Consider the following 19,842-nt stretch of genomic DNA (forward strand, 5'->3'; position numbering starts at 1 on the left):
CCCTCCTTATAAGCCCATTGATTTAATAGCGCTAATACTTTTTCTAATATTTGAACGTTTATTTGTTTGTGGTTTATAAAAACGTTCTACTGAATAGCGGAGTGCATCTATACAATGATTGTAAGTATCTACTGGCTCATTCAGATATTCGTCTGTATTTTTATCCTTTTGCCATGTGTAGTTATCAAATTCTTCAATAGTTTTGAAGCAACGTTCATCTATTATTATGTCGAACTGCATTAAGAATTGAAGCCCTTGAACAACCGAGCCTTTACCTTTTCTTGTAGGCTTAATACGTTCAATACCTAGTTTTTTAATTTCTTGAATACTTTTTTGTTCTGCGCTATCGGCAGTAATTTCTTCTTTAGCGTAACCTAATTGCTTTATTGTTTTAGCAATTTCATCATTTAACATTCCAGTCTTAACATATTCTTCAATGATATATAGCTTCTTATTTTCTTTATCTATTTTTACATGAACAAAAGCACTAGGATCATTCACATATCCAAAATCAAGTCCGAAGTACGAAGGTAAATGTCTTAACTCATCTTTATTGAGTAATCGTTTATCATACTTAGGGAATACTAATTTATCTAAAGTAGCGAATTGTCCTAACGCATATATTTTGTAATAAGCTGGATTGCGTTTAGCTAATAACTCTAAGTTTTCACGAGTGATTTTATCTAAAAACTTATTATCCTTATAACTAGATTGGCGTATCATAACGCCTTCCATATCTTCGCCATGCTCAAAGAAATATTTATATACCCAATTCAATTTAGATACTGGGTTGAACATCAAGAATATCTGTTTAAAATCATGTTTACGTTCTCTTAAACGCAATGTTAGTTGTGTATAGTCATTCAATGTAAATTCTGACGCCTCCTCCATAACGATGTCTGAAATACCTTTAATTGATTTAATCTTCTCTGGGTTATCTAAACCTTTGAATAAGAATGTAGCACCATTAGGCAGCACTACTTTATTATCAGTTTTATTCCATTGGCACATATCCCATATACCGTAATCAATTAAGCAGCTCTTAACATCTTCAAATAAACTATCTTTGATTGTCGATTGTACTTTTCTTAACCACAACATACGTCTAGGAATAGGCCACTTCATTAATGCTTTAAGTACCACTTTTTGAATAACACCATGTGACTTACCACTTGAACCTCCACCATAATGTACTTCAGTGAAATTTTCGTAGTTCGTTAATATCTCAAATATATTCTTGTTGAATACTTTTTCTGGGTGATTAAAATTAAGTTTAAGGTTCGTCATTGTAATCACCTATGTTAATTTCTATATTGCGTTGAGTAACTTCTTGCTTATCAGTCCACATAACATAATATTTACCTAATGTTTCCAACGCTTTAATCACATCTTTGTTTTGGGTAGGTACTTCAACTATCTCTGGTAACTTCTCAATAGCAACTACATCACCTTTTTCATTCGTTACTGGTTTCTCAGTAATTACTACTTGATAATCAGTTGCTTCACGTCTACCTTGTTGAGTTAGTCGTTCAAGTATCTCATCTTGTTTCATAATAAGCTTTTCTTTCTTTTCAGCGAGCTTTTCGTTAATAGCTTGTTGAATTTCAAGTTTTTTCAAGTTTTGCTCTCCGATTTGCCCAGCTGTCTTCTTACTATATCCTGCTCTAATTGCTGCTTGTGTAGCATTTAGATCAATAATATATTCTTCGACAAACATCTCTTGTTTTTTGGTTAATTTCATCTCATATATCACCAACTCTCACGATAAGCTCATTTAATTTATTTTTTATACAACAAAAAACCTACCTGAGTGTTCTCTCAGATAGGCATCAATATTTGAAAAGCTTAGGAAGACTTTCCCACGTAACTATATAGAAAGGAGTATGTTATGACTATTTCCGTAGCCACAATATCATTATATAGGTTAAGTTGACGTTATTTTTCCAGAACTTTTCCAAACTTAATGAATAATCCCTAACTCATCAGCTAAACGAGTTAATAAATCTTTTCTTAAATCATACGCAGTCGACTTACTAACGCATATCTCTTGTGCTACACCTGTAAGATTTAACGTTCTAGGTTTTTTGAAGTAATATAGTTCCATTAACTTTTGAACTTCCGGCGTACTGGAATGATATACTACTTCAATAGCAGATTTCATTCTGGCTAATTGTGATAAACGTCTATCATTAACTACTCTAGTCGCTTTAATCTCTGTAACGCTTATATTACTGTGTACGTGTTCTCCACCGATATTTGTATCAGTAGGTTGCCATGGATTAAGTACTTCTTCACGTACACGCGCGATATCTTTATCAATATACTTGTAATTACTTAATTCGCTTTCTAAATAAATCTGTGTAGATCGTCTTAACGTCAAAATTCATTCCTCCATTTTGCTTTTAACTATTATCCAAATGAGATAGGCAATAGGTATCAATACTATCCAACCTGTCATCGTCTTACTCCATTCAAATCTGCTTGATCACCATTTAAAGCGTAATCTGAAGGTGCAGTATCAATATCGTCTTCGCTCTGCAACTTAACGATAAGTTCGTTAGTTATATATTTACTTAGTTCGTATATTGCGATGATGAACCATATTTTTAGTGTACGTTTAATCATTACGTTCACTCCTTACCTAGCATTTGTTTAATTTTAGTTAGTACATCGCTATCTTCTTTCTGATCATATTCAAAATAATAACCACCCGTTTTATTTCTATTGCCATTTAAAACTTTACTTATATTTCCTTGTTGTAAACCTGTGTATGTTACAGCGTCTTTTACACAATCAAATTTCATAATCAACTCTTTAGTTTTATAATCGTACATAGATATAGGTCTACTTTTAACTAATTTAAACTCTTGCAATCCTTTTTCTGCATTTTCTTTAGAAGTAACAAATTGCATATTTTCATAAAAATAACCTAAATTAGGGTTAATTCTATCTATACTCGGCGCTAAACCTCTATCAAACCCACTATTTTTATAATTTTCGAATAGCTTCACAAACGAATAATGTTTAATAAATTTTGTAGTAAATTCTTGCACGCTGAACGGTAATTCTCCAAACCCTTTTTCTCTGTTTCTTGACGCCATTGCATAGTATAATTTATTCAAAAAACCAAACTCAGTTTTTGTATATTCACGTCTATAATTCTTGTGGTAATCTTTGCCTTTAGATATTTTATCTACAATATCTAAATGAACAATTCGTTTAACACAACCGCAATCTTTTCTTCTTCCGGATGTTAAATATTGCATAGGAAATAGTACGGTGTTACCACATTCACATTCGCAATCGTAACAGATTACTTTTTTACCATTAGGTCTTATTTTTACAATCCTTTCAACTGGTTTTAATTTCCCAAAAACTTGTCCTAAAATATTAACTTTCATTTTTGTAGGCGTTTCAGCTAAAGGAAAGTCATCAACATTTGAATGTACTCTAACCATTCAAATCACTTGCCTTAATAAATGTACCGTTCACAGTACGGCCAGTTCTATCTTTTATCTCATCATATGCATACTGTAAACACTCCTGTAACGTCATATCATGTTGTTGTGCCAAAATAATTAATGTAACGACTGTATCGCCTATACCGTCTTTTAATGCATCCATTTGCCCACGAGATAATGCTGCTGCAACTTCGCCTGCTTCTTCATAGAATTTAAGTGCTTGTCTATCTGAATTACCTTTGTGTAAATCTTTATCAATACTCCATTGTTGTACTTGTTCTACTAATTGATCTAAACTGCCAAAGTTTTCTGTTTTTGATTGTCCTAATGTGTTCATTTATTGTTCCTCCTTAGTAGGTATATCCCATTGTTTTTGCATTCTCTTTACTTCATCAGTAACTTTATCCAACACTTTTTGTTCACGTTTTTTATCTAACTCACTAGCGTTAGGACGTTGAATATAATATTGCAAAGCATGTTTGATGATTTGTTGCTCTCTATATTCGTTACTCATCGCTACTACGCTCCAAATCGTTCATTTTAGTTTTTATAACTTTAAATGCAGTTGATAAGTTTTCAAAGTATTCAAATTGTTGTGGACTTTGTGCATAATCTTTTCTATCACTAAAGGCCTCATTTCTGTCTAATACGTATTCCTTTAACTTATCCCACGCCTCTGCCTTTCTTTTCACTTCTGCCATATCATTGATTATCTTGTCACGTTCTTTTGATACATCATATAAATTACCTTCTATTTCATAACTTAATTTAATCTCTTTATTCAATTTTTCTTCCAAATCTATATTGCACTTGCGCAATCTTTCGAGGTCATCAAGCAATGCGTCATAACTTTTTTGTGATAATGTTACTGTCATTACACCATAGCACCGTCCTTCCACAGTAAAGTTATCGTCATATCATCGTTTAAGATGTAAATAGCAACGCTATGTTCATTTTTAACTTCTGAAATAGAGCGATTACTATAGATATAAGATTTCAATATATTTAAATCCTTCCAACCACCATCTTTAAATTTAAAACTATCTCTTAATTCTAAAAGTCTATATATTTGAGTTTCTTCCGTAATATCTTCTTCAACTTCTACTGTGAAAGTTTCATTTATAGCAATTTCATACTCTATCGACAAATTTTGAATTTTATCGAAATACACAGAACCACCATCAAGATTGCTATAAAAAGCCTTATCACTAACTTCATTCTCCCACGCCCACTCAATTAATTCTGGTAATGTCATCTCTACCTTACGTTTAATCTTTGTCATTCCTTACACACTCCCTATTCCTTTTAATATCGTTCTCACTTACCAACATCGTCACTCTACTTCCTGCTACCTTAACCACAAAGCCGTTGACACCTAGCTTGCGTAATTCCTGTTGTATCTGTGTAGGTGTCTTGCCTTGTGTAGCATAGCGATAGCGTTGGTTGATTGTATCGCTAAGTATCATGAGACTAACTCCTCACATATCTCATCAAATGTTTGGATACCTCTACCGTCTGTAATATCTATGATTACGCCATACACATATTGATTGATACTGAACTCTGCACGATCTTGTTCTTCCGAAATATGTCCTGTCCCTTGTCTAATGTCAGTGCATTGAACATAAATCTTAATATCCTTCTCACTTTCTTTTTTAAGGCGCTGTGCGTACCCCATTTCGCAAATTGTCCCTTGTGCATGAGGTAAGTAGTCGAATATCATAATACTGCTAGTTTCCATGCCTAATGTGTCATTAAACACAATGCGTTCTGCTAATTTATCTTGATTAGCATTCGCTTTATCGTTTATGTCTTTGTCGTCATGTGGTGCGTAGACTTTAAAGCCTAATCGTTGTAACTCTTGCTTCTCCCACTCACGACGCATTTGTTGTCCTATACTTAGCATGTCACCACCTAAATAGATCATTATTAGTCCTCCATTCGCCATTCCATTGACCTTTCATATATATTTTTTAATTCCTTATCTACATCAATTCCTAAATTGTCTTCGATCTCTAACATTTTTTGTTTACTTTCTCCTTCTAATTGACTTCTTAATGTTCTCCAAGCTTCATACATCATAGTGGCATCACTATATTGATCGACCATTGCAAAGAAATCTTCGTTGTCCATATAAATACATTCTTCTTCGCCTTCAGAAAACGGAGTAAATGTTGAAGTTATTTCACAAGCGTTTTGTGAGATATACCAAAAATCTACATCATATGCCATTCTATTCTGCCTCCCATTTCTCAAATGCACGATTTAAATACCAACGTGCTTTATCTAAATCTTCTTCACCATTCTTATGATTAGCACGACTGATATATTTGATTGCGTTACCAATCGCAAACGCTAATTCTGGTTTGTAATTCTTAGTTACTTGTTCAATGTAATCAATGACTTCAATATCTCCGTAAGTGTAATGCTTTGGTTTATTTACTACGTCTTGTCCTTCCTTCATATCCACCTTACGTGTGAATGGCTCATCAACTCTCACAAAGTCATCGTTATCTGTAAGTGTGAATTTATAACCACCTGCATTCTCTACCTCTGCATACCAAACTGTTTTCAAACCTTTTTCTTTTGCATACACACGATTGACTATGGCCGTTTGCATAGCCGTAACACCTTTAAATGTTGCTTGGAACTGAACAATATTATCTACTTTCAAATCAATTATTCTTACATTTTCCATTCCGTTACCCCCTCTGAACATTGCCGTATTGATCTGTTTTGACTTTAACCATAAGATTGTTTTGTACTAGATTTTTAAAATACCTAGTATTCACTCTGTGTTTAGCCACTTCACGCTCTGCACGTTTAGCCCTAGCAATACGTTCTTCTCTACGTTTACGTTTCAACGCTCTTTCGTGTCTAAGTTCAGCTTGCTGTATCTCATACAACTGCTTAGCCGTTAATTGCTTTTCATTTCTTTCGTACATCTGCACCATATTGATATACTCCCTTACCATGTATTAATTCTGGACCACGCAATCCTTCGTCATATCTCTTACGAACCGTACTATCTGATACATCAAAATATTTGTACACATCACACAATCTGTAACGTTTACCGTTTAAATTCACTTTTATCATGGTGTCACTTCCAATCTGCGTAACTGACACTAACGTCAGTAATGTTTTTGATATTATCGAGTAAATTGTAAGGGTCATTTTTATATCTATCAGAGTAATGTTCGATATAGTTTTCTCTATCTGCATGATTATTTATCCAAATAGGTTGTTCCACTTCCACAGTTAAATCGAATGTGAGTTTTAGTGTTTCTTCCTGCATTACACTTCCTCCACTTCTAAAATAATTTTCGGTTCCTCTGCATATTGCTTAAAACTGTGTATTTCAACGATTTGGTTATCGTCTTTCCATAGATGATCGTTTGCTGCATCTAACACAGTCTTGATTAAGTTGTCTATATCTGGCTTAGTACGTTTGTACTGACCTATCGCTATTAGTTTCTGATTTTTCGACCAACTCTTAGGTGGTTTAAAATAAAAGTAAAGCGATACCTTAAGTTGCGTATTCAACATCTTTTTAGGTAACTGGCTCTGTATAAACTTCTTATGCGCTGTATATGACGTTGGCATGTACGTTTGAACATATCTACCTGTATTTCTGAAACGTGGACGAGGCGAGCCAATAGGTGCCTCATACGTTTCGTTAAAGTTAATTTCTATCTGCACGTTGTCACTCCTAGAATAAGAATTCATCTATTGTTGTCTGCTGTTGTAATTCTTCTTTTCTAAATAATTTATGTTTTCGTTTCATCTTTGCTAACTCATCTTTAGTTACAGATGCTTTAAAATGCTTATCACTCATTCCACCTTTATTAGCGAGATAGAAAGTACCGTCATCTCTAGGCAGAACCCTAAGCATTTCCCAACCGTCGCTTTCATATAGGCTATATGCGTTAGGTTGATTTTCTCTAAGTCCCATATTCGACCACACCCTTCCTTACACGACGTTCTGCAAGTTTCTGGAAGTATATATCCTCCAACTTGTCTTGGTCGCCCTGTGCGTATTCTACGAGTTTCTGAGCATACACATCTGAACACTCAAGATTAAGTTTGATGTCGTCTAATGTAATCAAAATTTCAGCCCCCTAGTTCTGTAATCTTGACCGTCCATTTTGATTAGCGTTGTGTTACTCATTATTCTGCTAAATATTCGTTGTAAATCTTTATTCCTAGCCATTTCCTTTTCGTCTAGGTTGGTAGTAAAGATGTTGTGCTTGCCTACTCTACTTTCGACTAACTCGAACATCTTGCTGGTAGCAAAATCGTTCATGTTGATGCCGTAGTCGTCGAATACCATTAAATCAACATCGCTTACTATTCTTGCTAGTTCCTGTTCAGTCATGCTTGATTGATTGCTGTAAGTGTTTTTTATCGTTGAAATCAGTTGTGGTACGTTCATATAAAGGACTGTGTAACCTTTGGATTTAACTTCTTTGACGACACTCATTGATAGGTGCGATTTGCCTGTGCCAAATGAACCTTGTATTAGTAACGATTGTTTATTATCTAGGTTGAAGTTATCTGCGTATCGTTTACATAACTGCTTAGCGTATTCTAGTTGTTGATTAGTAGGTTCATAGTTATCAAATGACGCATTTTTTAAATCTTCATTCATAATAGATTGGTTGAATATACGCTCTGCTTTTCTACGTCGTTGCTTCTTGTGATAGTTTTCAGTCGATTGTTTAGCTAGTGCGATCATCTCGCAATCGCAACCGTCTTTAACTACTTGACCGTTATCAAATTCGTAATAATCGTACTTACGACCACAACTTTCACATTTCAAACCATACTCTTGTTTAACTAATTTACTTTTAAAGCTAGTTGGTCTAGCTATATCGCTAAATGATTGCACGTTATCACTCCTTTAAAACGGCACGTTGCCCATGTTCACAGATTGCGCAGCACGATTAAATGCGTCTGTGTATTGGTTGCTAGTTTCTTCTGGTAATTCTTCGCTAAAGTCGTTTAAATAACTTTCTTGCGATAAGAATGTTTTAGGATACTTTTGATATTGTTTGTTAGTAATGGTTTTGAGGTATTCTCTAGTGCCATTCATGATAGTTTCAAAGTCGTGTTTTTTAAGTGCTGACTTGAATAAACTAAAAGCCTTTTTCTTGTCTAGCTTTTTATCATAAAGTTGCCACCACTCCTCAAATTGCTCACGCGTAACGTCAGTTGCGCTAGTATTTATACTTGTAGTATTTAATCTTGTATTATTAATACTTGTATTATTCTCTTGGAAATTTTCTTCCATAGGGGGTAGGAAATTATTTTCTATACCCCTGTGGAAATTTTCTTCTATAGGTATGGAATTTTGCGTCATGGGGTACATTCTTCGTTGTTTAACTTCATTACCTTTATAATCAAATTCGATTTTTAAGTAACCGTGTTCTTTAAGGTTGTTCACTCTTGCTGATATTGTTCTTTTAGTAACTTCGTATAGTTTTGCAAAGTAATTATTACTAGCTGTGCAGTAACCGTATTTATTACTAAGTGACGTGATTTCAGCAAAGAGTAACTTTTCACTATCAGTTAAGCGATTATCATATCTTACGTTAGCCGTGATGATTGAATAGTAACTAGGTTGTTCAGTCATTTATTTACTCCTTTCTGATATAATTTCTTGGTATAGGAGGTGGTTTAAATGGACAACTGGGGTAACACCAAAAGATTATTAACTATGGCTGAAAAACAGCAGTTGCAGTTAGATAAAACTCATCTTTTCTTTTGGGAAACTGATTTATTCTTAATTGCTAAGTCTGCAATGAATATTGCATATACACTCACTAAAAATGGTTTTAATCAAGTACATTTAGAGTGCTTACAACACTTACATAAAGCTTTGGAATCAGAATTAAAAATGATTAAAATCAACGGTGACTATTACGCTTACGATGCTTTCACACGTAAACTGTTTAATTTTGTGAATATCTTTTCTCTGGATCAGGGTCGAAGTTCTTATCAAAAGAAGGTCGAATTCTTTCAAGCTCTTCTTGATACTTTTCGTCAATTACCTGTTGTAGATTTCGGCGATGATACGCTATCAAACTTCTTAACTTAACATTAGCTTCAGCTTCATTAAGTAAAAGATAATCTATCCAACTATCAGCTAAAGGATATTCAAGTATTTTTTTTACTATGTCTTGGCTGATAGTTTCTTGGTTTGAATCAGTTATTTCCATATTGTGTAATTGTAGTAAAAATTCCAATACTTCAAACTCATCTATCATTTTATTCAGTTGCATTTCTTCACTCCCCGTACAATATCCACTCTGGCGTAGTGTTGAATTCCTCTGGCATTTTTCTAATTGTTTTCATTGGTGGCAACTGTGCTCTGTTCTCCCAACGACACACAGCTAATCGTCCTACACCTAAACGCTCACCAAATTCAGATTGAAGCATATTAGCATCTAATCTTATTTCATTTATACGCTGAGCAAATTTCATTCTATCCTCTGGTCTAATCATTATTGATCGCATTTATTTCCTCTCCTTTCAGCATTTTGTTTAGTCTGTCATCTACTTTGATCCAGCTATCACTTAAATGGTATCTATCGTTAAAAGTGTTAATTCCTATTTTGTGTTGCTCTGTGTGATGTTCTCTGCATAACGCTAGTACGTGTTTATCGTAGTGATTGATTTTATTACGGTTCATGCCACGTCCTACGGTTTCTAAATGCGCTAAATCTGAATGTGATTTGCCACAGATAACACAGTGTCTTGTAATTGTCGCCCAGTATAAAAAGGCTTTATTTTCTTTCAATAAATTGCTTGTTTTATATTGAAGTGGTATGTCATTTAAAAACACCCATTCAATAATCACTTCGATAATTTGACTAGCAACTTTCCTGTTGCAATCTGATAATGATATGCGTTCTTCATAGCCATAGATGAAACGTACATAATCTTGAAACATTTGACGCATGTAATCTCTAGGTTGACCAGTATGTGCTTCTATATCATTTACAAGTGCAAATATCTTACGACGTTGTTTGCCAGTGATAGCGTTTGGGTCTATCACTGTACAATCAACATCAATAGGTTGTTCTAAGTTGAGTAAATCAATAGCTTGTTCAGGTATCTCTACATCAGTAACAATTACTGTATAAGTGCCTTTATTATTCTTTTGATACTTAACTATTTGTGACATCTAATCACGACCTAGAAAGGTAAATCATCATCAGATATATCAACTGGACCGTTAGCGTTATTAAAAGGGTTGTTAGGGCTATTCAAACTAGATTTATTTGATTGCTGCTCGTTATTATTTTTTTGATTTTCTTTAATTTCATACTTCTCAAATACTGGTGTGCCATCAAATTTCCATACGCGTTTTAATGAAGTATTCCATTTATCTGTATAGTCGTTGTATTTACGTTCTAACTCGATGTTAATAGGTTTACCGATAACATCTCTTTCAGTAAAATTGAACATTCCATTATTGCTTTCTACACCTAAGTCATCTAAGAATGTGTACATCCAATTTCTAGCAAATTCGTTTTCCATATCTGCATTAGCATAGTGAGTGAAGTCACCTTCTTCTTTATGAGTGAACGTAATGACAAATTGAGGGTGACCGTTTTTAGAGTTTTTACTTTCAAAGTTTTTTACTTTCACGCTATATTGACCAGGTTGCATATAGTTACCTAATTTTTGAGCATTTTGTAAGTTTAAATTGAAATTCATAATTGATTACCGTCCTTTAAGTTTTTTTAGTTTCCGTTTCTTATTGCGTCTACTAGCATTGATAATGACGCGTTTTCAAATTTCTTATTGTTTAATGTCACTGATGGTGAATGTCTTACTTTCGTTTCATAATCTGTTGATGGTTCTACACTGAATATCCATCTTGTTTGCTTTTCACCGTCTTTAACGTCTGTTTCTGTATAAGTTCTAGCTAATACATCTGATTGACTGATTACTGCATCTCTGATTGAATCTTGAGCTTTAATAGTTACTGATGGATTAAATAAAGTTCCGTCTTCTCGTTTATCTGAGCTGTTACCTTCATGTCCAGTTATAGCGAAGTGGAACTTGTATTCTTGTTGCAACTTGCTTATAAATCGATACATACTTATAATTCTTGTTGCAACTTCTCCCCAATCTGTAAATTGAGGCTTACGTGTTTTACCTTTCATTACTTGATCAAGTGTTATATCACGTAATTTCTGGACCGTTTCAATAATCACTATGTCAATTGGTTGTCCGTTTTCTCTCGCTTGAGTTAGAATGTTTGGCAATTCTTGAATTATTTTTCCTAGATGATTAAAACTCGTTATTGAAACACCTAAACCTTTTTCTACAACAGTCGTTCCATCTTCGTTAATATCTAATACTAGTGCATTGTTTTCTCTAGTAAGCGAAGTCGTTTTGCCGGTGCCAGGTCGTCCATACACAACAAACTTGTAATACTTTTCTTTGTTCTGTTGTGATAAGTTTTGAATTCCGAGTTGTCCGAAAATGTCTGTTTCGTTTTTTTGTTCAGCCATCTATTTCACCACCAAACTAACTGTGTGTTTCAACTTCGCACCCGGTATTTCTTTGCCATTTTTCAAATCATCAGTAAGCATTTTAGAGTTAAGTTTTGGTGCTTGTGATACCCAATATTCTTTAGGTATTAATTTTTCATCTGTGACCTCTTTACTTGGTCCGTTACTACGTTTGTAAATGTAGTTAGTAGACGTACGGTACTTATCCAATTGACGTTGTTCTAACATATCGAGTAAGTAACCTTTTAAACGGTCTGATAAGTTTGCTTTTTGTTTTTTAATTGTTTGTAGACGTTTAATTTCCTTATCTATTGTTTCAACATCAGCATCTACCGAACGCTTTAAGCCGATTGTGTTATCAACTTTTATATTCAATTCTTCTTCGATGCTATCCAAAGTATCTTTTAAATCTTCGAATGAATAACCTTCATCTAATTTGTTCAAAACTTCTAAGTAGGCTTGAGTTAAGTTATATGTGTTCAACATTTATCATCGCCTCCAGTTTTCTACGCTCTGCTTCTAATTCTGCTAAGCGTGATGATTGGCCATTATTTAACATTACTAAGTCGTCGATGTACTCCAGTGCATTATCTAGTTGGTTGTTTGAGTACTCGAGCATAGCTTCCATTTTTTTTACTCTGTCTTTAGCTACTAAAAATTCGATAAACTCTTTCTCTCCTACTTTGATATATGGCTCTTGCATTCTTGACTACCTCCACATAATGTTTTATTTTTAAGTTAGTAAAATTTCACAAATACTTAGTGTTGACTGGTCGTTTTGCAGAACGTATCAGTCTTTTATTTTGTCGAACTCTTTATCGAAATAGATAAATACACCTACACCGATGAACAGCGCATATGCTAGTGCGTCAGTTACAAATACGTTAATAGTCATTAATATGATTGTGACTAGAACTGCTACCAGCAATGCTATGATGAAACTCACTTCTGCGTACGACATTTAACCACCTCCTAATAAAGTTTGACCGAATGCAACATTTCGATACGCATTTTTAAGGCTCTCTGTGACGTTGGTGTATCCCTCAAGCACTGTAATAACGTCTTGTTGTGACCTTCGTGAAAGTAATCGTCAATTTCGATTGGATATTGACCAAATAAGTCTGTTGCTGCATTCTCTATTAATTCAGGTGCTTTGTATGGGTTAGTTTGTGTTAGATGTGCGATAAGTAATTGTTTGTTATTCATTAGATCCACCTCCTCATAAACTAGCTTCGTTAACCATCAAATTATTTTCGATAAACTCTAATGCTGGCTTAACTTTGATATAGCGTTTACGACTATCTTCAAATTTGTATATAAACTTTTTGAACTGTTGATTAGATGCTACTTTCTTTTCAAAATCGTCTTTGGATAAACCACTGATTTTTACGAACTCTTTAACGTCTGCAAAACCGATGTATTCCATTAAAATCACTCCTTTCGTGTATAATTTGGTTATCGCTACTGCGTTAGATTGGAGGTGTAATATATGAATAAGTACGTTGTTTCTTATGACCTTAATAAAGAAGGTCAAAGATATGATTTGATAATCCATTTTTTAGAACGTCTTCCAATTGCTATAAAAGTTTTAGAATCATGTTGGTTAGTCAAAACTGATAAATCTATTGATGAACTATCTGACAACATAAATGCTATTTTAGATAGTAATGATGAGTATCTAGTTGTGAAATTTGATGAATTTCCATATGGATTCCTACACAAAGAAACGATTCAAAAAATAAACGAAGAATTTTAAAATATTCCTAATTTTTCTAATTCTTTATTTTTAAATTTTTTAGTTTCTCTGATAGCACTTCTAATCTCCTCCGCCAAGATGACGATTAGGAGTGCTATTTTGATTGCTTTAAGTTTATTCATTTCGTTTCACCTCCTTTAAGGCTTTTCTTGCACTTCTTTAATATCAACTTTTAATGCATCACAGATTTTTTTCACTGTTAGAAATCCCGGATTGTTATTTTCTAATTCAGCTGATCGGATTGTAGAATTCTGCAATCCAGTTAACTTAGCCAGTTGATAACGACTTAATCCCTTTTTCTCTCTTAAATCTTTCAAATTCAGCATGATGACACTCCTTATTGTCTATATCGGAATTTCGTTATATACTTATCTCAACCCCACATAAACTGGGAGGTGATGGCCTTGCTTATGCGAGGTTTTAAATCACCCTGTGGTTCTATAGATAAGTAAATCTAAATTTAGGGCATCGTTTGTTGTGCTCCATCGCCAACTGAGGCGTTAAAAAGGCATGCGCACTGTAAGGTAGTAACTTACGGGACGCTAGACTTTGATTGAACACCTAAGCTCATTACAGGGCTGGGGACGATACCAGCAAAACTTGAGCTGTTAGTCGTGGCGACTAGAATCAAACAAAATTTCCGTAGCACATGCTTTCCACGACAAAGTATGTGCTTTTTTAAGTTGTTTGTTCGATTGTGGGTATTAAAGTTCTCCTGCTAAAAATTTATTAATAAAGTATTGTTGACCTTTGCCTGTTACTTTTGGTGTACGTGTAATTTTGCTAGACCCGTCCGGATTATTAATTACGCGTTTTTTTATATCTAATATTTCTAAATCCATACTTTTTTGAGTTGGTAAGTTATAACTTTCGCCACTCTTTTTAATTAAGTAACCGTTATTTCTTAACCATTTGAATAATCTGTTTTGTCCAACATCAACACCGTTTTGTTTAAGTAATTTCGCTAATTCTCCTACGAGTATTGAATTATCACTACCAGCAACTGAATCTGCGAATAGTACTTTAGGTTTGTTGTCTTTGATTTGTTGTTCGAGCGTTAAATTATGTTCTTTCTCTTTCTTATACTCAGTTAGAATATTGATAATATAATCTGGATTATTTAATGTGTTTTCGATTACGTTATCTGTTGCATACAGTCCATGTTTGCGAATTGAAGGTAGAACATCTTCAAACACCCATTCTTCAAATTCATCTGCTTGTGGCAATTTAGAGCGTGTGATTAATCTATATAAATTACCTTCATCAATGAATTTCTTACGCTGTACTCCACCATTGGAAAGGACGTCGTGATTTACGACCCCCTTATTTTTAGTGTGACGACTAATTGCATCACGGGGGTTTGCATATCCTAAAATTTCTGCTACTTGAATTGCTGGAAACCATTCCTTACCTTCAAAAGTTAAGATTTCCAAATTTCCAAACTGTGAATTCTGAAAGACTTGTAATTCATTCATTAATTCTTCACCTCTTCTTTGATTTCTAAGATTTTTGCAATACGTTTCTTTTGTTCAAATGCATCTCTACGTCCACGCAAGATGTCTGATAAGTAAGCACTTGAGATACCTAACATATCTGCTAGCTGCTTATTCGTGATGTTACGTTTAAGTAATTCCATTCTTACTTTCATGCCGAATTCTGTTGTTGCCATGATTTTCCACTTCCTTTTGGATAATATTATTGGATAAATATTGAATTAAATTATCCAATGTGCTAATATATAAGCATAGCTAAATAAGACATAACAAAGTGCTGTTATATCAACGTTCCCCAACGTTATAAGCTTTGTGTTTTTATTGGCTTAACAATTAGCGTAACCATAGTATATTATCTTTTTGGATAATTGTCAAACTAAAAATATCTTTTTGGATAATTTATTTTGGTTTAATAAGGAGAAAAACAATGGATATAGTTCAAAAAATCAGATTTTTATGTCAACAACAAGGGATTACGGTTGCAGAATTAGAAAGAAGAATCGGATTATCTAACGGACAAATAACTAAGTGGAGAAGACAAGTTCCTGGGATTAATAAAGTTCAACTTGTAGCCGACTACTTCGACGTATCTGTTGACTACTTATTAGGTAGAGAAAAAGATGAATATTCTGGCGAACAAGAAGATGAAGAAATTCGCATCATGCATCGTGGAGTTAAGAATATGACAAAAGAAGATAGAGAAAAAGCATTAAAGATGTTTGAAACTTTCTTCGACAATTGGGACGAATACACTAAAGACAAATAAAGGGGATTTTATTTTGCATTTTGTATATCAAAACTCATTTTTAAAAGCAGCACGAGCTGTAAGTGCATTAATTGAAACTAATTATATAGATGAATTCCCTTTACCTATTAAAGAAATAATAGAAAATGATAGTAATGTGGAATTGTTTACATTTAAAGAGTTTTGTAACATTACAGGTTATTCTTTAAATGAGCTACAAACTTACGGGGGTTCTGATGAGGCTTTTCATATTAAAAAAGGAAATAAGTTTGCCATTATCTATAATGAAAATGTTTATAATAGAAGATTACGTTTTACATTAGCTCATGAATATGGACACTACATTATGGAACATGACGGTATGAGCTACAAGAAAACACCTATTCTTCAAGATACACAACGAACTAATTTAGAAGAATATGAAGCTAATTCTTTTGCTTCATGCCTCTTATTTCCACTTAATATAAGATACAAATATCGAAATGTATTGAACGTTGGTGATGCGGCTGATCTGTTCAAAATTAGTTATCAAGCTGCAAAAGTAGCTTTAGATATTTTTGATGAACACATGGATAGTGGTTTAGAAAATTATATTTCTATGTTTGAACATAGACACATGGAAACGTATATGTCATTTTTAGACGAAATGCTAGGAGAACAAATGGAGGAATATAACCGTATAATGAGAACAGAATACGGATACTAATACTCGATATGGTAAATACGTTATTCAATTTGAACCATTACGAGTGTTTGAATATAAAGATATAGAATAAGGGGGATTTACATGGCTAAAAATATAGGATTTAAAAACAATTACGCTATCGGTGTCATAAAAAGTGGGTTGTCGAAAGAAGGTAAAAAAGCAATAGATTTACTAAGTTCTGAAGAACAGATAAAACTAGCAAATTTACAAAGAAACAACGATCCTGATTTGAGCAAAGAAGTAAATAAAGCAATCGGAATGGATAATGATTTTACTAGCGTTCAAGAAAAAAATGAAGCTTACCGTGAAAAAAGTATTGAAAAACAAGGAATTAAGAAGCCAACAGAAACTACTTCAAATGCTTTTTATTTCCAAAATAAAGCTAATACTTTAGATGATATTTACAATTTAATTGGTCTCGGAACTCACCTTAGCCAAAAAGAACAAGCTAAATTTGTTCATTATAAAGATATGAAAACAAACACTTATGTACAAATAGCACAAAATGACGAAATTATTAAACAAAATAACAAAATACAAGAACAAAACGATGAAATTATTGAGTTGTTAAAACAAATAGCGAATAAATAATTGGGTAGCCCGTCTACCCTTATTATTTTTTACTTTTTTTGAGGAGGAATGAGTGAAATGGCATCTTTTACAGTAACAAAACGAAAAAATAAGAACTCAACAAGCTGGCAGTATGATGTAAAACATCCTAGTTTTAAATCTGGTAAAAAGCGTAAATCTGGATTTAAAACAAAAGCTGAAGCAACGAATGCAGCGCAACAATTGATTAGAGATTTAGAAGATGGTAAACAAGTAGATAGCAATAGATTGTTTAAGGACTATTATAAAGAATGGCTCAAGTTAAACGGAAAATATGAATTATCATCAAAACAACAATATTGGTATGAACACTCACTTGATTTGTTTTTAAAACATTTCAGCGAAGATATTAAAATTAAAGATATCACTCGAAGTGAGTATCAAAAATTTATATCTGATTACGCAAATGGTAGAACTTCAGAAACAGTTAGAAAAGTTAATCTTTATTTATCTAGTTGTATTAAAGATGCAGTGTATGATGGTTATATCAAAAAAGATCCAACATATAACATTAAAGCTAAAGGAACAAAACTAGCTAAAAAAGAAGATGTAAAATTTTTAACTATTAGACAGTATGAAGAATTAAGAGAACATTTTAAGTTAAGAACAGATAAAAGTACGATTATGTTGTATATACTTTTAATTACAGGTGCTAGATTTTCAGAAGTAAACAGAATGACCTATGATGACTTACTAATAACTAAAGGACTAATTCACTTGCCAGGAACTAAAACAGAAAACGCTGATAGATTTGTAGAAGTTTCTAAAAATGATTTAAAGCATATATACAAAGCGATAGAGACACATCCACATAGAATTGATAATAAGTTATTCGGCTTATCTCATACAGCGATTTCTAAAGTGTTTAACAAAGCTAAAAAGAAATATAACATCAATGAAGATGTCACACCTTATTCGTTAAGACATACACATGCAAGTTACTTAATTAGTAAAGGCATTCCGATTGAGTACATTAGTAAAAGATTAGGTCACGCAAGTATAGCTATCACATTAGATGTTTATACACATCTTCTTGATGAACATAAAAAAGAGCAAGGCCAAAAGGTCAGAGAAATATTTTCTTGACACTTATTTGACACTTGCTCGCTGTAAACGTTGATATATCAACGGGTTATAGCGTCCTGGGAGGGATTCGAACCCCCGACCGATGGCTTAGAAGGCCATTGCTCTATCCAGCTGAGCTACCAGGACATGATTTTTTAACACAAGAATTATTATAGCTAAAGAAAAGTCATTTAGCAATAGCTTTGATATAAAAAAAGTTTATATTTTTCACTAATTAAGTATAATTATTACTATCACTTTTACATTGTATTTAAAATTATTTATAGGGCAATGGTTAAGTAATGTATTTATAAAATGACACTTAGGCATGCTTTAATGTAAAACACTAAAGCATGCCTAAGTGTTAGGAACTAAATTTGAAATTCAGTTGTGTCGATAACTTGGTTATCTCTATTTCTAAAACGTAGTGTAGCATGATGATTATTATCGTCTATTAACAATTCTGCAAATGTTTCTTCAATATTACTACGTGATTGTGAAATGCTACCTGGATTGATAACATGAACGTTACCCAATTTCTCATATTTCGCTACATGAGTATGCCCATAAAATGCTAATTTGCATCCTAGGGTCTGAGCTTTTTCAGCTAATCGCATACGTGTTTGATTTACTGAATAAAGATGGCCATGAGTATAAAAAGCTTTAACATCATTTACTTCAACAATTTCTTCGTTAGGAAACTCTGGATAGAAATCACAATTCCCTTTGACACGTCGAAACAAACTTAATTCTGTATCATTATATTCAAATTCAGAGTCACCAAGATGGATAAAGGCATCTGCATCTTTATGTTGCTCATACAATTGGTGTAAAATACCCGCTTCTGTATGATTATCACTTACAATTAACCATTTAGACATCATTAATCACGCTCCAAATAAGCATTTAATTTCTGAATAGCGTTGCCTCGATGGCTAATCTCGCTTTTTTCTTCAGTTGTGAGTTGAGCCATTGTTTTGCCCTTTTCAGGAACAAAAAATATTGGATCATAACCGAATCCATTCTCTCCTTGTCTCTCAGTTGTAATTTCTCCACCTACAGTGCCTTTGAATGTTTGAGTAGGTTCTCCAGGAGCGCTCATACTAATGACGCAAACAAATTGTGCTTCTCTGTCTTCTTTACCTTCTAAATTGTGTAACAATTTATCAATATTTGCTTCATCATTTTTATCCAAGCCCGCATATCGTGCAGAATAAACACCTGGCTCTCCATTTAGTGCGAATACTTCTAAACCACTGTCATCTGCAATCACACGTTTATTCAAAGCTTTAGCTGCTGCCTCTGATTTTAAACGCGCGTTCTCTTCAAAAGTAGTACCTGTTTCTTCTACATCGAAATCTTTGATGACTTCAGAAATACCTATCACATTATCATTAGGAAAGATTGCTTTAAAATCATTAATTTTACCTTGGTTATTTGACGCAATTACTATATCTGCCAAAGTTATGTCACTCCATT

At 33.4% G+C, this 19,842-nt stretch carries 42 protein-coding genes and 1 tRNA gene; 6 read left to right on the top strand and 37 right to left on the bottom strand.

Translation table 11 applies throughout. The annotated features are described in order from the left end of the window. Window positions 1-6: 6 nt before the first annotated feature. The 21 genes from LIX58_RS00275 to LIX58_RS00375 form a co-directional block, all read right to left on the bottom strand. Window positions 7-1,287: a PBSX family phage terminase large subunit gene (locus LIX58_RS00275; protein ID WP_226385971.1), complete on the bottom strand. Its 1,281-nt coding sequence runs from the start codon at window positions 1,285-1,287 to the stop codon at window positions 7-9. After that, the gene (locus tag LIX58_RS00280; protein ID WP_226385972.1) at window positions 1,274-1,741 is read right to left on the bottom strand and encodes a terminase small subunit; all 468 of its coding nucleotides are present in this window, start codon (window positions 1,739-1,741) and stop codon (window positions 1,274-1,276) included. Before LIX58_RS00280 ends, LIX58_RS00275 begins: the two co-directional genes overlap by 14 nt. Window positions 1,742-1,960: 219 nt before the next feature. Further along, a complete protein-coding gene (locus LIX58_RS00285; RefSeq protein ID WP_037570310.1) occupies window positions 1,961-2,380 on the bottom strand; it encodes a transcriptional regulator in 420 nt (139 codons plus the stop codon). A gap of 74 nt (window positions 2,381-2,454) precedes the next feature. Then, on the bottom strand, window positions 2,455-2,625 hold the full coding sequence (gene rinB / locus LIX58_RS00290) for a transcriptional activator RinB (protein ID WP_226385973.1): 171 nt from the start codon (window positions 2,623-2,625) through the stop codon (window positions 2,455-2,457). 5 nt (window positions 2,626-2,630) lie between these two features. Then, window positions 2,631-3,458 carry a hypothetical protein gene (locus LIX58_RS00295; protein WP_226385974.1) on the bottom strand — a complete coding sequence of 276 codons (828 nt, stop codon included), beginning with the start codon at window positions 3,456-3,458 and terminating at the stop codon, window positions 2,631-2,633. Then, window positions 3,451-3,798 (bottom strand): MazG-like family protein, encoded by a 348-nt coding sequence (locus LIX58_RS00300; RefSeq protein WP_226385975.1) that lies wholly within the window; start codon window positions 3,796-3,798, stop codon window positions 3,451-3,453. The genes LIX58_RS00295 and LIX58_RS00300 overlap by 8 nt, the downstream gene beginning before the upstream one ends. Continuing rightward, window positions 3,799-3,975: a hypothetical protein gene (locus tag LIX58_RS00305; RefSeq protein WP_017175567.1), complete on the bottom strand. Its 177-nt coding sequence runs from the start codon at window positions 3,973-3,975 to the stop codon at window positions 3,799-3,801. After that, window positions 3,968-4,336, bottom strand: a complete 369-nt coding sequence (locus LIX58_RS00310) for a hypothetical protein (RefSeq protein WP_226385976.1) — start codon at window positions 4,334-4,336, stop codon at window positions 3,968-3,970. Before LIX58_RS00310 ends, LIX58_RS00305 begins: the two co-directional genes overlap by 8 nt. Further along, complete coding sequence (locus tag LIX58_RS00315; RefSeq protein WP_226385977.1) at window positions 4,336-4,743, bottom strand: hypothetical protein; 408 nt, start codon at window positions 4,741-4,743, stop codon at window positions 4,336-4,338. The genes LIX58_RS00310 and LIX58_RS00315 overlap by 1 nt, the downstream gene beginning before the upstream one ends. Further along, window positions 4,730-4,927, bottom strand: coding sequence for a hypothetical protein (locus tag LIX58_RS00320; RefSeq protein ID WP_226385978.1), 198 nt, complete (start codon window positions 4,925-4,927; stop codon window positions 4,730-4,732). Before LIX58_RS00320 ends, LIX58_RS00315 begins: the two co-directional genes overlap by 14 nt. After that, window positions 4,924-5,388, bottom strand: a complete 465-nt coding sequence (locus tag LIX58_RS00325) for a nucleoside 2-deoxyribosyltransferase (RefSeq protein ID WP_226385979.1) — start codon at window positions 5,386-5,388, stop codon at window positions 4,924-4,926. The genes LIX58_RS00320 and LIX58_RS00325 overlap by 4 nt, the downstream gene beginning before the upstream one ends. A 2-nt stretch (window positions 5,389-5,390) precedes the next feature. After that, window positions 5,391-5,693 (bottom strand): hypothetical protein, encoded by a 303-nt coding sequence (locus LIX58_RS00330; protein ID WP_226385980.1) that lies wholly within the window; start codon window positions 5,691-5,693, stop codon window positions 5,391-5,393. Between the two features lies 1 nt (window position 5,694). Further along, the gene (locus tag LIX58_RS00335) at window positions 5,695-6,159 is read right to left on the bottom strand and encodes a DUF3310 domain-containing protein (RefSeq protein ID WP_413470798.1); all 465 of its coding nucleotides are present in this window, start codon (window positions 6,157-6,159) and stop codon (window positions 5,695-5,697) included. 4 nt (window positions 6,160-6,163) lie between these two features. Continuing rightward, the gene (locus LIX58_RS00340; protein ID WP_053027753.1) at window positions 6,164-6,415 is read right to left on the bottom strand and encodes a hypothetical protein; all 252 of its coding nucleotides are present in this window, start codon (window positions 6,413-6,415) and stop codon (window positions 6,164-6,166) included. Then, entirely contained in the window at window positions 6,390-6,560 is a 171-nt protein-coding gene (locus LIX58_RS00345; protein ID WP_168210209.1) for a hypothetical protein, read from the bottom strand. The genes LIX58_RS00340 and LIX58_RS00345 overlap by 26 nt, the downstream gene beginning before the upstream one ends. A 4-nt stretch (window positions 6,561-6,564) precedes the next feature. Then, a complete protein-coding gene (locus LIX58_RS00350; protein WP_126565298.1) occupies window positions 6,565-6,759 on the bottom strand; it encodes a hypothetical protein in 195 nt (64 codons plus the stop codon). Continuing rightward, complete coding sequence (locus tag LIX58_RS00355) at window positions 6,759-7,163, bottom strand: RusA family crossover junction endodeoxyribonuclease (protein ID WP_226385981.1); 405 nt, start codon at window positions 7,161-7,163, stop codon at window positions 6,759-6,761. The genes LIX58_RS00350 and LIX58_RS00355 overlap by 1 nt, the downstream gene beginning before the upstream one ends. A 10-nt stretch (window positions 7,164-7,173) precedes the next feature. Further along, window positions 7,174-7,416, bottom strand: a complete 243-nt coding sequence (locus LIX58_RS00360; protein ID WP_107641304.1) for a hypothetical protein — start codon at window positions 7,414-7,416, stop codon at window positions 7,174-7,176. Further along, window positions 7,406-7,570, bottom strand: coding sequence for a hypothetical protein (locus LIX58_RS00365; protein WP_226385982.1), 165 nt, complete (start codon window positions 7,568-7,570; stop codon window positions 7,406-7,408). Before LIX58_RS00365 ends, LIX58_RS00360 begins: the two co-directional genes overlap by 11 nt. Next, window positions 7,567-8,334 (bottom strand): ATP-binding protein, encoded by a 768-nt coding sequence (locus LIX58_RS00370; protein WP_413470810.1) that lies wholly within the window; start codon window positions 8,332-8,334, stop codon window positions 7,567-7,569. Before LIX58_RS00370 ends, LIX58_RS00365 begins: the two co-directional genes overlap by 4 nt. Before the next feature lie 30 nt (window positions 8,335-8,364). After that, on the bottom strand, window positions 8,365-9,096 hold the full coding sequence (locus LIX58_RS00375; RefSeq protein ID WP_226385983.1) for a helix-turn-helix domain-containing protein: 732 nt from the start codon (window positions 9,094-9,096) through the stop codon (window positions 8,365-8,367). A 48-nt stretch (window positions 9,097-9,144) separates the two neighbouring features. Here LIX58_RS00375 and LIX58_RS00380 point away from each other — a divergent pair, with 48 nt between their 5' ends. Continuing rightward, window positions 9,145-9,561, top strand: coding sequence for a hypothetical protein (locus LIX58_RS00380; RefSeq protein ID WP_226385984.1), 417 nt, complete (start codon window positions 9,145-9,147; stop codon window positions 9,559-9,561). Between the two features lie 188 nt (window positions 9,562-9,749). Here the strand turns inward: LIX58_RS00380 and LIX58_RS00385 are convergent, their stop codons facing one another. The 9 genes from LIX58_RS00385 to LIX58_RS00425 form a co-directional block, all read right to left on the bottom strand. Beyond that, on the bottom strand, window positions 9,750-9,980 hold the full coding sequence (locus LIX58_RS00385) for a helix-turn-helix transcriptional regulator (RefSeq protein WP_226385985.1): 231 nt from the start codon (window positions 9,978-9,980) through the stop codon (window positions 9,750-9,752). Next, the gene (locus tag LIX58_RS00390) at window positions 9,961-10,650 is read right to left on the bottom strand and encodes a putative HNHc nuclease (RefSeq protein WP_226385986.1); all 690 of its coding nucleotides are present in this window, start codon (window positions 10,648-10,650) and stop codon (window positions 9,961-9,963) included. Before LIX58_RS00390 ends, LIX58_RS00385 begins: the two co-directional genes overlap by 20 nt. An 11-nt stretch (window positions 10,651-10,661) precedes the next feature. After that, window positions 10,662-11,186, bottom strand: coding sequence for a DUF669 domain-containing protein (locus LIX58_RS00395; protein ID WP_226385987.1), 525 nt, complete (start codon window positions 11,184-11,186; stop codon window positions 10,662-10,664). 26 nt (window positions 11,187-11,212) lie between these two features. Further along, on the bottom strand, window positions 11,213-11,989 hold the full coding sequence (locus LIX58_RS00400; RefSeq protein ID WP_226385988.1) for an AAA family ATPase: 777 nt from the start codon (window positions 11,987-11,989) through the stop codon (window positions 11,213-11,215). Continuing rightward, window positions 11,990-12,475, bottom strand: coding sequence for a siphovirus Gp157 family protein (locus LIX58_RS00405; RefSeq protein WP_226385989.1), 486 nt, complete (start codon window positions 12,473-12,475; stop codon window positions 11,990-11,992). It abuts the gene before it with no gap. Then, entirely contained in the window at window positions 12,459-12,692 is a 234-nt protein-coding gene (locus LIX58_RS00410) for a hypothetical protein (protein ID WP_226385990.1), read from the bottom strand. The genes LIX58_RS00405 and LIX58_RS00410 overlap by 17 nt, the downstream gene beginning before the upstream one ends. An 87-nt stretch (window positions 12,693-12,779) precedes the next feature. Further along, window positions 12,780-12,950, bottom strand: coding sequence for a hypothetical protein (locus tag LIX58_RS00415; protein WP_160148977.1), 171 nt, complete (start codon window positions 12,948-12,950; stop codon window positions 12,780-12,782). Window positions 12,951-12,961: 11 nt separating this feature from the next. Then, window positions 12,962-13,195, bottom strand: a complete 234-nt coding sequence (locus LIX58_RS00420) for a hypothetical protein (protein WP_103366885.1) — start codon at window positions 13,193-13,195, stop codon at window positions 12,962-12,964. Between the two features lie 13 nt (window positions 13,196-13,208). Beyond that, window positions 13,209-13,415, bottom strand: a complete 207-nt coding sequence (locus tag LIX58_RS00425) for a hypothetical protein (RefSeq protein ID WP_103366886.1) — start codon at window positions 13,413-13,415, stop codon at window positions 13,209-13,211. A gap of 63 nt (window positions 13,416-13,478) precedes the next feature. Here LIX58_RS00425 and LIX58_RS00430 point away from each other — a divergent pair, with 63 nt between their 5' ends. Next, window positions 13,479-13,745 carry a hypothetical protein gene (locus tag LIX58_RS00430; protein ID WP_226385991.1) on the top strand — a complete coding sequence of 89 codons (267 nt, stop codon included), beginning with the start codon at window positions 13,479-13,481 and terminating at the stop codon, window positions 13,743-13,745. Here the strand turns inward: LIX58_RS00430 and LIX58_RS12550 are convergent. From LIX58_RS12550 to LIX58_RS00445, 4 genes are all read right to left on the bottom strand, one after another. After that, complete coding sequence (locus tag LIX58_RS12550; protein ID WP_264177234.1) at window positions 13,742-13,867, bottom strand: hypothetical protein; 126 nt, start codon at window positions 13,865-13,867, stop codon at window positions 13,742-13,744. The two genes, LIX58_RS00430 and LIX58_RS12550, sit on opposite strands and share 4 nt — an antisense overlap. Before the next feature lie 15 nt (window positions 13,868-13,882). After that, a complete protein-coding gene (locus LIX58_RS00435; RefSeq protein ID WP_226385992.1) occupies window positions 13,883-14,071 on the bottom strand; it encodes a helix-turn-helix transcriptional regulator in 189 nt (62 codons plus the stop codon). Window positions 14,072-14,449: 378 nt separating this feature from the next. After that, the gene (locus LIX58_RS00440; protein ID WP_085058397.1) at window positions 14,450-15,220 is read right to left on the bottom strand and encodes a phage antirepressor; all 771 of its coding nucleotides are present in this window, start codon (window positions 15,218-15,220) and stop codon (window positions 14,450-14,452) included. Next, window positions 15,220-15,414: a helix-turn-helix domain-containing protein gene (locus LIX58_RS00445; protein ID WP_053018059.1), complete on the bottom strand. Its 195-nt coding sequence runs from the start codon at window positions 15,412-15,414 to the stop codon at window positions 15,220-15,222. Before LIX58_RS00445 ends, LIX58_RS00440 begins: the two co-directional genes overlap by 1 nt. A 251-nt stretch (window positions 15,415-15,665) precedes the next feature. Here LIX58_RS00445 and LIX58_RS00450 point away from each other — a divergent pair, with 251 nt between their 5' ends. The 4 genes from LIX58_RS00450 to LIX58_RS00465 all read left to right on the top strand — a co-directional run bounded on the left by LIX58_RS00450 (window position 15,666) and on the right by LIX58_RS00465 (window position 18,384). Further along, window positions 15,666-16,004, top strand: a complete 339-nt coding sequence (locus tag LIX58_RS00450; protein WP_037570348.1) for a helix-turn-helix domain-containing protein — start codon at window positions 15,666-15,668, stop codon at window positions 16,002-16,004. Between the two features lie 13 nt (window positions 16,005-16,017). Then, entirely contained in the window at window positions 16,018-16,689 is a 672-nt protein-coding gene (locus LIX58_RS00455) for an ImmA/IrrE family metallo-endopeptidase (RefSeq protein WP_053028439.1), read from the top strand. A gap of 81 nt (window positions 16,690-16,770) precedes the next feature. After that, window positions 16,771-17,280, top strand: coding sequence for a hypothetical protein (locus LIX58_RS00460; protein WP_053028438.1), 510 nt, complete (start codon window positions 16,771-16,773; stop codon window positions 17,278-17,280). Window positions 17,281-17,337: 57 nt separating this feature from the next. Then, a complete protein-coding gene (locus LIX58_RS00465; protein ID WP_226385993.1) occupies window positions 17,338-18,384 on the top strand; it encodes a tyrosine-type recombinase/integrase in 1,047 nt (348 codons plus the stop codon). Window positions 18,385-18,436: 52 nt separating this feature from the next. On the opposite strand, the gene LIX58_RS00470 is transcribed toward LIX58_RS00465, so the two are convergent. From LIX58_RS00470 to LIX58_RS00480, 3 genes are all read right to left on the bottom strand, one after another. After that, window positions 18,437-18,510, bottom strand: a tRNA-Arg gene (locus tag LIX58_RS00470). Between the two features lie 224 nt (window positions 18,511-18,734). Further along, complete coding sequence (locus tag LIX58_RS00475) at window positions 18,735-19,244, bottom strand: YfcE family phosphodiesterase (protein ID WP_154837855.1); 510 nt, start codon at window positions 19,242-19,244, stop codon at window positions 18,735-18,737. A 2-nt stretch (window positions 19,245-19,246) separates the two neighbouring features. Continuing rightward, window positions 19,247-19,825, bottom strand: coding sequence for an XTP/dITP diphosphatase (locus LIX58_RS00480; protein WP_154837857.1), 579 nt, complete (start codon window positions 19,823-19,825; stop codon window positions 19,247-19,249). Window positions 19,826-19,842: the final 17 nt, after the last annotated feature.

This window comes from Staphylococcus sp. Marseille-Q1834, from assembly GCF_916858875.1.
In the GTDB taxonomy this organism is placed as follows: domain Bacteria; phylum Bacillota; class Bacilli; order Staphylococcales; family Staphylococcaceae; genus Staphylococcus; species Staphylococcus pragensis.

Bases quoted from the DNA above. Each gene is read 5' to 3' on its own strand.
- LIX58_RS00275 (WP_226385971.1), bottom strand. From the start codon at position 1,287: ATGACGAACCTTAAACTTAATTTTAATCACCCAGAAAAAGTATTCAAC.
- LIX58_RS00280 (WP_226385972.1), bottom strand. From the start codon at position 1,741: ATGAAATTAACCAAAAAACAAGAGATGTTTGTCGAAGAATATATTATT.
- rinB (WP_226385973.1), bottom strand. From the start codon at position 2,625: ATGATTAAACGTACACTAAAAATATGGTTCATCATCGCAATATACGAA.
- LIX58_RS00295 (WP_226385974.1), bottom strand. From the start codon at position 3,458: ATGGTTAGAGTACATTCAAATGTTGATGACTTTCCTTTAGCTGAAACG.
- LIX58_RS00300 (WP_226385975.1), bottom strand. From the start codon at position 3,798: ATGAACACATTAGGACAATCAAAAACAGAAAACTTTGGCAGTTTAGAT.
- LIX58_RS00305 (WP_017175567.1), bottom strand. From the start codon at position 3,975: ATGAGTAACGAATATAGAGAGCAACAAATCATCAAACATGCTTTGCAA.
- LIX58_RS00310 (WP_226385976.1), bottom strand. From the start codon at position 4,336: ATGACAGTAACATTATCACAAAAAAGTTATGACGCATTGCTTGATGAC.
- LIX58_RS00315 (WP_226385977.1), bottom strand. From the start codon at position 4,743: ATGACAAAGATTAAACGTAAGGTAGAGATGACATTACCAGAATTAATT.
- LIX58_RS00320 (WP_226385978.1), bottom strand. From the start codon at position 4,927: ATGATACTTAGCGATACAATCAACCAACGCTATCGCTATGCTACACAA.
- LIX58_RS00325 (WP_226385979.1), bottom strand. From the start codon at position 5,388: ATGATCTATTTAGGTGGTGACATGCTAAGTATAGGACAACAAATGCGT.
- LIX58_RS00330 (WP_226385980.1), bottom strand. From the start codon at position 5,693: ATGGCATATGATGTAGATTTTTGGTATATCTCACAAAACGCTTGTGAA.
- LIX58_RS00335 (WP_413470798.1), bottom strand. From the start codon at position 6,159: ATGGAAAATGTAAGAATAATTGATTTGAAAGTAGATAATATTGTTCAG.
- LIX58_RS00340 (WP_053027753.1), bottom strand. From the start codon at position 6,415: ATGGTGCAGATGTACGAAAGAAATGAAAAGCAATTAACGGCTAAGCAG.
- LIX58_RS00345 (WP_168210209.1), bottom strand. From the start codon at position 6,560: ATGATAAAAGTGAATTTAAACGGTAAACGTTACAGATTGTGTGATGTG.
- LIX58_RS00350 (WP_126565298.1), bottom strand. From the start codon at position 6,759: ATGCAGGAAGAAACACTAAAACTCACATTCGATTTAACTGTGGAAGTG.
- LIX58_RS00360 (WP_107641304.1), bottom strand. From the start codon at position 7,416: ATGGGACTTAGAGAAAATCAACCTAACGCATATAGCCTATATGAAAGC.
- LIX58_RS00375 (WP_226385983.1), bottom strand. From the start codon at position 9,096: ATGACTGAACAACCTAGTTACTATTCAATCATCACGGCTAACGTAAGA.
- LIX58_RS00380 (WP_226385984.1), top strand. From the start codon at position 9,145: ATGGACAACTGGGGTAACACCAAAAGATTATTAACTATGGCTGAAAAA.
- LIX58_RS00385 (WP_226385985.1), bottom strand. From the start codon at position 9,980: ATGCGATCAATAATGATTAGACCAGAGGATAGAATGAAATTTGCTCAG.
- LIX58_RS00390 (WP_226385986.1), bottom strand. From the start codon at position 10,650: ATGTCACAAATAGTTAAGTATCAAAAGAATAATAAAGGCACTTATACA.
- LIX58_RS00395 (WP_226385987.1), bottom strand. From the start codon at position 11,186: ATGAATTTCAATTTAAACTTACAAAATGCTCAAAAATTAGGTAACTAT.
- LIX58_RS00400 (WP_226385988.1), bottom strand. From the start codon at position 11,989: ATGGCTGAACAAAAAAACGAAACAGACATTTTCGGACAACTCGGAATT.
- LIX58_RS00405 (WP_226385989.1), bottom strand. From the start codon at position 12,475: ATGTTGAACACATATAACTTAACTCAAGCCTACTTAGAAGTTTTGAAC.
- LIX58_RS00410 (WP_226385990.1), bottom strand. From the start codon at position 12,692: ATGCAAGAGCCATATATCAAAGTAGGAGAGAAAGAGTTTATCGAATTT.
- LIX58_RS00415 (WP_160148977.1), bottom strand. From the start codon at position 12,950: ATGTCGTACGCAGAAGTGAGTTTCATCATAGCATTGCTGGTAGCAGTT.
- LIX58_RS00420 (WP_103366885.1), bottom strand. From the start codon at position 13,195: ATGAATAACAAACAATTACTTATCGCACATCTAACACAAACTAACCCA.
- LIX58_RS00425 (WP_103366886.1), bottom strand. From the start codon at position 13,415: ATGGAATACATCGGTTTTGCAGACGTTAAAGAGTTCGTAAAAATCAGT.
- LIX58_RS00430 (WP_226385991.1), top strand. From the start codon at position 13,479: ATGAATAAGTACGTTGTTTCTTATGACCTTAATAAAGAAGGTCAAAGA.
- LIX58_RS12550 (WP_264177234.1), bottom strand. From the start codon at position 13,867: ATGAATAAACTTAAAGCAATCAAAATAGCACTCCTAATCGTCATCTTG.
- LIX58_RS00435 (WP_226385992.1), bottom strand. From the start codon at position 14,071: ATGCTGAATTTGAAAGATTTAAGAGAGAAAAAGGGATTAAGTCGTTAT.
- LIX58_RS00440 (WP_085058397.1), bottom strand. From the start codon at position 15,220: ATGAATGAATTACAAGTCTTTCAGAATTCACAGTTTGGAAATTTGGAA.
- LIX58_RS00445 (WP_053018059.1), bottom strand. From the start codon at position 15,414: ATGGCAACAACAGAATTCGGCATGAAAGTAAGAATGGAATTACTTAAA.
- LIX58_RS00450 (WP_037570348.1), top strand. From the start codon at position 15,666: ATGGATATAGTTCAAAAAATCAGATTTTTATGTCAACAACAAGGGATT.
- LIX58_RS00460 (WP_053028438.1), top strand. From the start codon at position 16,771: ATGGCTAAAAATATAGGATTTAAAAACAATTACGCTATCGGTGTCATA.
- LIX58_RS00465 (WP_226385993.1), top strand. From the start codon at position 17,338: ATGGCATCTTTTACAGTAACAAAACGAAAAAATAAGAACTCAACAAGC.
- LIX58_RS00475 (WP_154837855.1), bottom strand. From the start codon at position 19,244: ATGTCTAAATGGTTAATTGTAAGTGATAATCATACAGAAGCGGGTATT.